Below are 9,739 nucleotides of genomic sequence, written 5' to 3'. Positions count from 1 at the left end.
TGTTGTGTTGCTTTTGCAATGAATTAATCCAAGTTAAAATTTTTTTAAACCCAACATCGTTGTTTTTAAACGAGCATGGCCTACCTAGCTCGATACCTCGGTAAGTGACAGCTCGAGCGACTTGGGTCTCTTTGGCTATGTCGATACCGACAACAATGTGATTACTGGTAATATGTTCAATCCGTTGATTTTGAGCGTTATGTTGTTTAAATTTCATTGTAGAGCATCCTCCTAGATAGTGAATTTTAGGGTTGCTGACCCTGTGCACAATTCTATCTTACGAGGGCGCTTCTCTTTTTTCAAAGCGGAAAATTAACGCTCTACAGGAATGCTTCGTTACGCCTATCCGGTGGGTGGAGGCCGGTTATCCTAACGGTACGGGTCTGTGCCCTTTTGTTCAATGTAATCCGGTACTCCGTGCAGTCTTGAGATCCCGCGAATAAGCCAGTATTCGTGCTCATTGAGAAGCGGTTACGCAGCTTGTTTCATAGGAAGAACTCGATCTGGTTCGTAGGCTTCGCCGCTTCGTGCCATGGCAACCAGAAGGCGAGCAAGCTTGCCGCATAGCTTCATCACAGAGCGCATCGGCTTCATGCTTTTCGTCTTCACATTCAATTCATGCTGTCGTTTAAACGATACATCGTTCATGATGAGGGCCATGGTTGCCATGAACAGGGCATGCCGAAGCCTTGGTCGACCACGTTTGCTGATGGACATCTGGCCCTTCCACTTGCCTGAGCTCGCTTCAGCCAGGTTGAGGCCAGCATGCCGCAGCAGTGCATTACCATGTGCATAGCCGCTGAGGTCGCCAGCTTCACCGAGAATGCCGGCGACAGATAAGGTGCTCATGCCTTTCATTGCAAGCAGGGGCTTAGCCAGCGGGATCTGGGCCAGTGCAGCTGCGACTTCATCCTCAATGACCTGCAGTTGCTCCATAGCCAGGTCATATTCGGCCAGCAGCTGTTGCAGATGAAGCTTGTAGGCTTTCTCGGCATGCTTGGCGCCGACGGAGCGCGCTGCCAGCGTCAGCAGCTCGCCAGCTCTTCGTTCACCGCTGTGCCGCTTCATGACCGTTTTCCAGCCGTCGACTACCTGGCGAACGGTGAGTTTCTGAAGATCGGCAGGCATAGGAAAGAGGCGCAGTGTGGCTAGCGATCCGGAGCCAATGAGGTGCTTGTATACCTGCCGAAGCTCGGGGAACACAATGTCTACCCAGCGGTGAATCTGATTCTTGACGCTGACGAGACGGTGGACAATGGTCTCCCGGTTCGCCATGAGCACGCGCAGTTCCATGAATACTTCACTGGTTTCTTTGATGAAGGAGTAGTAGCCGTTTTTCACTATGTCGGCGATAACGAAGGCATCTTTGATGTCGCTTTTGGATGGTGTATTGTCGCGGTTTTCCTTGTTCTTTTTGACGAGATGAGGATTGACCAACACGACCTCGAGTGTGCGGTGTTTGAGCCAGACAGCAAGGCTGAGCCAGTAGTGGCCGGTTGGTTCCATGCCAATTATGGTGTCGTCTAGTTGGTGCGTTTCCTGCAAATCTTTCATCTACTGCAGCAGTAGGCTGAAGCCGGCGTCGTCGTTAGAGAAGTGAAGTGGAGTGCCGAGCAGAATGCCACGGAAGTTGACGGCGCGTGCGACGTGGGTTTGCTGGGCGATGTCGATACCGACGACAAGGTGCTGGGTTGAAATACGTTCAAGGAGATGATTTTGTTTGGTTTGGGCTTTAAACTTCAAGATAGAGCGACCTCCTTAAGATGGCTAAAGGGCAATGACCCGTGATTAACCCATCGTACAGGAGTCGCTCGTTTTTGTGCAAAGCGCAAAATTAACGCTCTACAGGAATCCTAACGGGTACGATAGTTGAGGGGTTGCTTCGCGGCAGCTCTTCTTTTGTTTTATTAGAGTAAACCGAGGGACGGGCAGAATATTTTAATCGATTCACGAATATTTAAATATTCCCAATCCTGCTCATTGTCGTTTTATGAGCTGTTGATATTAAAGGCTTTTTGTTTCAAATATAAGGAGGATTCATGGAATGGAAGAAAAAGGTGTATGGGCAGAACCTGAAAACTTTGTTTCAGTATTTCGCTGCACTACTCAAAAATATGCTGAAACTTTTTTAAAAAAAGGTGAAATCAAATTTAGTACACCGAGCTCTTGGGTTAAATACGCTTTTGAAAAAGGGGAAGGACTTGGAGACAAATTAGAAGTAACAATGGCAACATTTCATGTGTTTGATATTGAGCATGCAATTGAATTGAATCAGAAATATAAAAAATATTCTGATCTGGTGCTTATCCCCATTGGCCAACGCGTTTACTTGAAGAGATCTCGGGATATGGAGTTGCCATGTTTTTGTTTTTATATTTTAAAGCAAAGTATGTTTGATTGTCCAAAAGAAGAGGGAAAGCATAGCTTAACAGCGACGGTACCAGCATCATATTTTAGAGATTTTATGGACAATCTGGATCCTCAAGAAGTAGAGAAATTGAATCGAAAAGAAAAGTCTGCCGTTATTTTTATACATGATTACAAGGAGTTTGAACAAAGAATCATCAATGCTCTTATGGCATTAGGACTAAATAGAGAAGAAATAATCATTACACGCGTTTCCTATATTGATTTTGATAAATACGGTGAATATAGTTGGTGGGATTTTGGACAGAGACCACCTAAGGAATTAACAATTAAGCATAATCGGTTTGAAAATCAAAGTGAAGCAAGAATAATCATAAATACGGATGACGAAAAAATTAAACAGATTTTAGTAAAACCAATTGAAATTGGTTCCTTAGAAGATATTGCTACGGTAAGTAATATTTATCTTCATGGAGGAATGTCGGTAGAGATAACTGTAAATTTGGAATTATTGGATTGAGGAATTTTTTTCAGTTATCTAGAAAATTCAATGATTTTGAAGTGGTAACTTACTCGGATTTTATGTTCCTAAACACATCGCAGCCGCCTCTTCGGAGCTTAAGTCGCTGAGGGTTCGTGAAAACGGGAACGTTATGAGAAAGTATTAAGCTCCCTCGGAGAACGATAGTTGAATAACGAACTCCAACAAGGCTGCCGGCACAATCCGCAGCCTGTTAAGCCTAAAAAGGCGGTGCTTCTAAGGCGTACGGGTAAAGTATGCAGGTAGGGGCCGATATGATGGGCATAACACTCAGGCAATAGAATAATGTTCTCTGCAGGCTCGTCGATGGAAAGAAAAGGTTCCAAATAAGAAGGGAAGACCAAGAAATGCAAGTTGAAAACGTCCCATTTATGGGGTGTTTTGTCATTGAAAAACAAATGGAAATAAAATCCTCTCCTGCTATACTAAAAGATGGAAACGCGAAAGGGGAGAGCATATGAAGCATGTGGTAAAACTCTGTCCGAGGCATAAAGAAGAGATGTTTGAGAAAATCGAGAACAACAAAATCGTGGTGTTTTGCTTGGACTGCGAGATTGACCGCATCTATAAAGGAGAAGAATCGAAGCATCGCGCTACTTATCAAAAAATAATCGATGAAAACAAAACCATCATGCGGAAATACGAAGATGATTATGCCAGAAAACGCGTCAAATACCTGGCCAAAAAAACGCTGGAGTGCATGCTTTCCACGGGTCTGACGTTTGCCATGATGGGATGGTGGGTTTCGTTTATTATCGAATTAGTGATAGCGTTTGTAGGAGGCGTACTGCATCGTTCTTTAGCCGTCCAGCTTTATGAGAGTTTTGGTGAGTTTAACAAGCTTAATTACTGGACATCTGCCGGCATCTACGTGTTGATTGCATTTATTTTTTTTTGGTGCGATGACAGGACAAAAATGCCCCAACCGCAGCTGAATCCCGAATCCGTCCCTCCCGACCGCAAGAAAATTGGGAGAGATATTTTAGATATACCTTTCTGTTCGTTAAACGGCGTTTGGTCCGAAGTTACTTACATCTGCACAAAATATTGGATTTTATACACATATGAAACTGCCGGTGCAGCGCTATGGACGGGCAGGATAATGTAATAAACAGTATGGATATGCTACAGTTTTTTTTCAGTTGAACTTGACATGCAATTAAATGGTTGCATATAATAGGGGCATGGACAAAGTATTTAAAGCACTTGCCGATGGAACTCGCAGAGATTTACTCGACCTCTTGTTCGCAAATAATGGACAATCATTAGGAGAACTTTGTAAACAAATGACTATGACTCGTCAAGCTGTTACGAAGCACCTTCAGCTGCTGGAAGAGGCAAACCTTATAACTATCGTTTGGCAAGGCCGTGAGAAGCTGCATTATCTTAATCCGATACCTATCGGGGAAATTTATCAACGCTGGATCGGCAAGTTTGAACGTCACCGGATTGAAGCATTAAACACACTGAAGCAAGCCTTAGAGGAGGATTCTAATCATGAATAAAACTTCATTCGTTTATACGACTTACATCGCAACTACACCCGAGAAGCTTTGGCAAGCCCTAACTAACAGTGAATTCACCAAGCAGTATTTTTTCGGTCGTGAAATCATCTCAGATTGGCAAGTTGGCTCCAGCTTTAAATTGATGGATAAAGATAAGGTTGATCATCATGGTGAAGTTCTTGTATGTGAGCCCTATCGTTTACTCACAGTTACCTGGAGCGTCAGAGACGTTGAAGGGGAGCGATTCTCCAAAGTTACATACGAATTAACACCTATGAACTCTACTGTAAAATTGACTCTCAGTCACGATGATATATTAGAGAAGGATGGATTTAATAATGGCTGGCCTTCCATTCTCAGCAATTTAAAGAGCCTGCTCGAAACAGGCAAAACCCTGCCAGCCTTTTAGTTTAACATTGGTTTAGACTAAACCTCTGGAAGTCCCGGCTTGACGAGTGTAATCGTAGTAATAACCACGGCTGACAACGTCTGCAATGACGAGGGCGTCTTTGGGGGCGCTCTTCGAAGGGCAGTTATCATTTTATTAATGGAACAATTAATCTAAGGTGAGGTGAGCAAATTGGAGTCGAATCAAGCGAATTACTCTGTTAACCATGTAGGTGCGTTTTCGAATTTTGGAAACGTTACGGAAGGAATGCTAAAAGGAAAAATTTTCCTAAAAGATTTCTTAAAACTTACGAGCATGGAAGTTTCACTCAATAATCTGCCCCCCAAGGCGGAAATCCCCTTCTATCACAAACACCAAGAAAATGAGGAACTCTACATCTTTCTTAAAGGACAAGGTCAATTTCAAGTGGACGGAAATGATTTAGATGTGTTCGAAGGAACTTCAGTTCGAATCGCTCCTGACGGAGTAAGAGCGTTGCGGAATACGTCCGCTTCGGAAGACCTGTATTTTATCGTTATTCAAGCCAAAGAGAACAGCCTAACCCAATGGGTGGAGACAGACGGGGTAATCCTGGAACAACCCGTCGAATGGGGGAAGAGCGTTGAGTTCAACGGATACGATAGCTGAATAAAGGATTCTATACAAACGATGAAGGAGCTGCCGCGGCAGCTCCTTTTACTTCTTCACAAAATAGGGTATTTGATACATATGTCCCGCTGAGCGTTGAGCTAACGGGCAGTTTTGCGCAGGACATGTTCGTTCAATGACGATTTGTTGGGCCTTACTGAAATTCGCAAGTTGAGAGGGCGGAGCGATGAAGTTTATGAATATAGCAAAGTGGAATTTCAATCAGTAAATAAATATGGATGTAAAAGTAACATGGACTCGTAACCATGTGGGGTTAATTAATGATTATACTTTATATTAAAAATCAGAATGCCGCGGCATTCTGATTTTTTTGCGTTCGTCTAGCAATAGAGCTATCCTGGGTTTAAAAATAGGGGATTCGATCTCGAGATTACCTAATTTATCGAAAAATGTTGAATAATAATGGGAATCAGTTTTGAAGCGATTGGGGTTAAAGATTTTGATTGCCTATTTGAGGAAAACCAACAAACTCTTGAAGATACAACCTAGCAACTTTAGGAATATTATAAAAATTTATTGTCAAAAGGGGAAATAACTTTAATGGTGAGAAAGAGTCAAAAGTCCGAACCACTAGAGCAACCGTTGCTATTGAAAATGACACATGAAGAAGCTGAAAAAAAGCTAACTAAGCGGTTAGCTGAAGGAAATGAAATACTAAATACCCACGTTGGTTCGGAGGAACAATACGAAGAGGTAGAAGCACGTTATAACAAATGGAATGATTATAATTTGCTTATGTTGAACGGTATGTTTACGTCCGATGAAATTACACAGGAATACGATTACGCTTATGGAGATCTTGCTGTTAGTTCATCGTGGAATGAATCATATTATTATTTTAAAAATACCTTTAACGCTAAAATGTCGAAATTAGACTCAATTATTGGACGACTTGAACTAATGCCAACTGAGCTTGAAAGTATTCAGGAACAGATACCATATATCCAAGAAAAGGCAAAACCACAATCAATTTTTATCGGCCACGGTCGAAGCAAGTTATGGAGCAGAGTAAAGTCTTTTTTACATGATGACTATGGAATTGATTCATTTACATTTGAAACAGAATCACACGTTGGAGAATCAATAGTTCCTATCCTTGAGGTTTTTATGGGAAAAGCTTCTTTTGCAATCTTAATACTTACTGCCGAGGATGAGGTTTCCGAAGGGAAAATCAGAGCTAGACAAAACGTCATTCATGAAGCTGGACTGTTTCAAGGTAGATTGGGGTTCAAAAAGGCAATACTTCTAAGGCAGGAAGGGTTAGATGATTTCTCAAATGTTGATGGGCTGCAATACATAGGTTTTTCGGCAGATAACATCGAACAGACCTTTTATGAACTTGGTCGAGTTCTCAAACGTGAAGGTGTAATAAAATAGGGTATTCCTATAGGTTACCCTACTTTTGTCGAGTGAAAATAACCGATAAGTATCCGCAGAAATTGCGGATTTTTTATATTATTGGAACAAATTCATCGGTGGCATGAATTGATATGACATGCTCAAAACAAGGTATCGCAGTAAAAATTTGATTAGTTCTTCTTCGCGTTCACTCACTTGGGTGAACGCTATTTTAAATGAGATGACGCATGCATGCGGCGATTAAACTAACGGGCAGTTTTCTTCAACAAGACGTGTTGTACTGACTTCAAATATACATTGATTTTAAACCGATCATTAATGTAGTAAATACGCTTCATTTATGATACATTTTGTATCAAGGCAACTTTAGGTTACCGCACTTTATGCTAAGGAGGATTTTAGGATGACTGACCGATTCAAAAATCAAGTTAAAAGATCCAGGGTTTGGTGTTTTATTTTACTGCTCATAAGCACCTTTCTCCCGACAACGACGATATTTGCTTCACCAGGATCAACGAATAGCTCAACGATTGCAGGCGGGTATGAACATACGATAGTCCTGAAAAGCGATGGGACAGTGTGGACCTGGGGATCGAATGCAAATGGCCAACTCGGAGATGGAACAATGACGGACCGTTCAGCTCCAGTTCAAGTGTCAGGCCTTAGTGGAGTCTCCGCGATTACAGGCGGGGGATTCCATACGATAGCTCTGAAAAACGATGGGACGGTGTGGACCTGGGGATTGAATGCAAATGGCCAACTCGGAGATAGAACAATGACGGACCGTTCAGCTCCAGTTCAAGTGTCAGGCCTTAGTGGAGTCTCCGCGATTACAGGCGGGGCATACCATACGATAGCCCTGAAAAACGATGGGACGGTGTGGACCTGGGGATTGAATGGATCAGGCCAACTCGGAGACGGGACAACGACGGGCAGATTAGCTCCAGTTCAAGTGTCGGGCCTCAGTGGAGTCACCGCGATTGCAGGCATGGGATGGCATACGATAGCCCTGAAAAACGATGGGACGATGTGGACCTGGGGATATAATGGACAAGGCCAACTCGGGGACGGAACAAAGACCAACAGATCAGCTCCTGTTCAAGTGTCGGGCCTCAGTGGAGTGACCGCGATTGCAAGCGGGTATGAACATACGATAGCCCTGAAAAACGATGGGACGGTGTGGACCTGGGGATTGAATGGATCAGGCCAACTCGGAGACGGGACAACGACGGGCAGATCAGCTCCTGTTCAAGTATCAAGCCTCAGTGGAGTCACCGCGATTACAGGCGGGGGATACCATACGATAGCCCTGAAAAACGATGGGACGGTGTGGACCTGGGGATCGAATGGATTAGGCCAACTCGGAGACGGAACAATGACGAACAGATCAGCTCCTGTTCAAGTTTCAGACCTCAGTGGAGCAGTCACGTTTGCAGGCGGGGGGAACCATACGATAGCCCTGAAAAACGATGGGACGGTGTGGACCTGGGGATATAATGGATCAGGCCAACTCGGAGACGGGACAACGACGCTCAGATTAGCTCCTGTTCAAGTGCCGGGAATAGTCTTGATCTCGACACCGATTAAGGCACTCACGTTTAGCTCTAAGACTTCAAGCAGTGTTACTTTAACTTGGCCTACGGCAGCGGTGGCAACAAGCATTACAGTGGAGCAATCGTCGGACGGCGGCACAACTTGGAGTCCTTCGACGACTGGTACGATCGCGGCGAACGCTTCAACAACAACAGCAACGGGATTGTCGCCGAACACGGCGTACCAATTCCGGCTCATCGTCACAGGCGGCAGTAGTGCGGGAACGTCCAACGCGGTGAGTGTTACGACAAGTGCAGTACCGGTAACTACCCCACCAGTAGCAGTAAATATCACAGTTACCAACAATCCGGTAGGTACACCAGATACAGTTCTGGTCCATGGTTTAACGACAGGGGACCTCATTAAGGTGTATGACTCCGCAACCGGTGGTATTCTGTTAAGCAGTGCGACTGTACCTATGGGTCAAACCTCGGTTACTGCTTCCGTTTATCAGTTAGGAACCGCAGCTGGTCAAGTTTACGTATCCGCAACAAGCACAGGAAAAACAGAAAGCGAACGCACCGCTAAGGCATATGAGGCAGAATCAATTGTTGATACGATTGCACCCCTTACAAAATATCAATTTGATCCCATTTACGAAACATCCAGTAGTGGAATACGGTATTTAAAAGGTTATACCACTACCTTGAGAGCCACCGATAATGTATCCGGATCCGGTGTAAAAACCACACAATATCGGATTAATGGCAGTACTTGGATAACCTATACGGCCCCCTTCACTTTCTATGCAGGAGTCACCCATACAGTGGAATACTTCAGTATAGATAATGCAGGTAACGTCGAGAATCCGATGAATCTGATGGACTTTGATAATGGCAAATTTACTGGAGCAGGGAAATTTTAAGGCTTTTCAAGGAAAAATAATCGGAGAAAGGAGGTGCGGACATGGACAATTTTGAAAAGGTCAAAGATGAATGGAAAAAAGTATGGGTAAAGCCGGAGTTGGTAGTGTTAGAAATCAAACAAACGGAATATTGGAGATTTGACGACAGCGGTGAATTCCCAATAAATGTATGGGAGCCGAGTTAATCAATATACACAAAAAAATCTACCGCCTTGCATGAAATGATGAGCTGATTGATGATAGGTAAGAGGGGCGTATCAAAAGATACGCTCTTTTTTTAATGCGACATTACGGGAATGAGATAAAGTTCTTGTCATCCGACAAATGTCGGGTGACAAGAACACTATCTCATTAAGGGTCGCGTAAATCGCGGCTTTTTCGTTTTATGAGATAAGGTTCTTGTCAAAACCAAATGACAAGAACCTTATCTCATTCCCGATTTTGACAAGAAC

General features: G+C 43.7%; 10 protein-coding genes and 2 pseudogenes. 8 read left to right on the top strand and 4 right to left on the bottom strand.

The window, feature by feature from the left end; all coding sequences use genetic code 11:
• The 3 genes and pseudogenes from BM210_RS33650 to BM210_RS36050 all read right to left on the bottom strand — a co-directional run.
• Positions 1-217, bottom strand: a pseudogene (locus tag BM210_RS33650) (IS110 family transposase); the annotation flags it as partial.
• 254 nt (positions 218-471) lie between these two features.
• Positions 472-1,554, bottom strand: coding sequence for an IS110 family RNA-guided transposase (locus tag BM210_RS33645; RefSeq protein ID WP_256224221.1), 1,083 nt, complete (start codon positions 1,552-1,554; stop codon positions 472-474).
• On the bottom strand, positions 1,555-1,743 hold the full coding sequence (locus BM210_RS36050; RefSeq protein ID WP_256224220.1) for an IS110 family transposase: 189 nt from the start codon (positions 1,741-1,743) through the stop codon (positions 1,555-1,557).
• Between the two features lie 301 nt (positions 1,744-2,044).
• Between BM210_RS36050 and BM210_RS33640 the strand changes: the two genes are divergently transcribed.
• The 4 genes from BM210_RS33640 (at position 2,045) to BM210_RS33625 (ending at position 4,822) form a co-directional block, all read left to right on the top strand.
• Positions 2,045-2,887, top strand: coding sequence for a hypothetical protein (locus BM210_RS33640; RefSeq protein ID WP_091177036.1), 843 nt, complete (start codon positions 2,045-2,047; stop codon positions 2,885-2,887).
• A gap of 478 nt (positions 2,888-3,365) precedes the next feature.
• Positions 3,366-4,016 carry a CvpA family protein gene (locus tag BM210_RS33635; RefSeq protein WP_091177035.1) on the top strand — a complete coding sequence of 217 codons (651 nt, stop codon included), beginning with the start codon at positions 3,366-3,368 and terminating at the stop codon, positions 4,014-4,016.
• Positions 4,017-4,092: 76 nt separating this feature from the next.
• Positions 4,093-4,413, top strand: a complete 321-nt coding sequence (locus BM210_RS33630) for an ArsR/SmtB family transcription factor (protein WP_091177034.1) — start codon at positions 4,093-4,095, stop codon at positions 4,411-4,413.
• Positions 4,406-4,822 carry an SRPBCC family protein gene (locus BM210_RS33625; RefSeq protein ID WP_091177033.1) on the top strand — a complete coding sequence of 139 codons (417 nt, stop codon included), beginning with the start codon at positions 4,406-4,408 and terminating at the stop codon, positions 4,820-4,822. The genes BM210_RS33630 and BM210_RS33625 overlap by 8 nt, the downstream gene beginning before the upstream one ends.
• Positions 4,823-4,879: 57 nt before the next feature.
• Here BM210_RS33625 and BM210_RS36045 read toward each other — a convergent pair.
• Positions 4,880-4,951: pseudogene (locus tag BM210_RS36045) on the bottom strand (transposase); the annotation flags it as partial.
• A 42-nt stretch (positions 4,952-4,993) separates the two neighbouring features.
• Here BM210_RS36045 and BM210_RS33615 point away from each other — a divergent pair.
• The 4 genes from BM210_RS33615 (at position 4,994) to BM210_RS35270 (ending at position 9,472) form a co-directional block, all read left to right on the top strand.
• Positions 4,994-5,449 carry a cupin domain-containing protein gene (locus BM210_RS33615; RefSeq protein WP_256224219.1) on the top strand — a complete coding sequence of 152 codons (456 nt, stop codon included), beginning with the start codon at positions 4,994-4,996 and terminating at the stop codon, positions 5,447-5,449.
• A gap of 561 nt (positions 5,450-6,010) precedes the next feature.
• On the top strand, positions 6,011-6,847 hold the full coding sequence (locus BM210_RS33610) for a TIR domain-containing protein (protein WP_091177032.1): 837 nt from the start codon (positions 6,011-6,013) through the stop codon (positions 6,845-6,847).
• Between the two features lie 385 nt (positions 6,848-7,232).
• Positions 7,233-9,287: an RCC1 domain-containing protein gene (locus tag BM210_RS33605; RefSeq protein ID WP_091177031.1), complete on the top strand. Its 2,055-nt coding sequence runs from the start codon at positions 7,233-7,235 to the stop codon at positions 9,285-9,287.
• 41 nt (positions 9,288-9,328) lie between these two features.
• The gene (locus BM210_RS35270) at positions 9,329-9,472 is read left to right on the top strand and encodes a hypothetical protein (RefSeq protein ID WP_177238169.1); all 144 of its coding nucleotides are present in this window, start codon (positions 9,329-9,331) and stop codon (positions 9,470-9,472) included.
• The last annotated feature ends 267 nt before the right edge of the window (positions 9,473-9,739 follow it).

This window comes from Paenibacillus sp. 1_12 (assembly GCF_900114475.1).
Lineage (GTDB): Bacteria > Bacillota > Bacilli > Paenibacillales > NBRC-103111 > Paenibacillus_S.
This window is presented reverse-complemented; position numbering and strand designations above follow the sequence as displayed.

Excerpts from the sequence above, each read along its gene's own strand:
- BM210_RS33610 (WP_091177032.1), top strand. The coding sequence starts at position 6,011 with ATGGTGAGAAAGAGTCAAAAGTCCGAACCACTAGAGCAACCGTTGCTA.
- BM210_RS33605 (WP_091177031.1), top strand. The coding sequence starts at position 7,233 with ATGACTGACCGATTCAAAAATCAAGTTAAAAGATCCAGGGTTTGGTGT.
- BM210_RS33630 (WP_091177034.1), top strand. The coding sequence starts at position 4,093 with ATGGACAAAGTATTTAAAGCACTTGCCGATGGAACTCGCAGAGATTTA.
- BM210_RS33640 (WP_091177036.1), top strand. The coding sequence starts at position 2,045 with ATGGAAGAAAAAGGTGTATGGGCAGAACCTGAAAACTTTGTTTCAGTA.
- BM210_RS33635 (WP_091177035.1), top strand. The coding sequence starts at position 3,366 with ATGAAGCATGTGGTAAAACTCTGTCCGAGGCATAAAGAAGAGATGTTT.
- BM210_RS33645 (WP_256224221.1), bottom strand. The coding sequence starts at position 1,554 with ATGAAAGATTTGCAGGAAACGCACCAACTAGACGACACCATAATTGGC.
- BM210_RS35270 (WP_177238169.1), top strand. The coding sequence starts at position 9,329 with ATGGACAATTTTGAAAAGGTCAAAGATGAATGGAAAAAAGTATGGGTA.
- BM210_RS33625 (WP_091177033.1), top strand. The coding sequence starts at position 4,406 with ATGAATAAAACTTCATTCGTTTATACGACTTACATCGCAACTACACCC.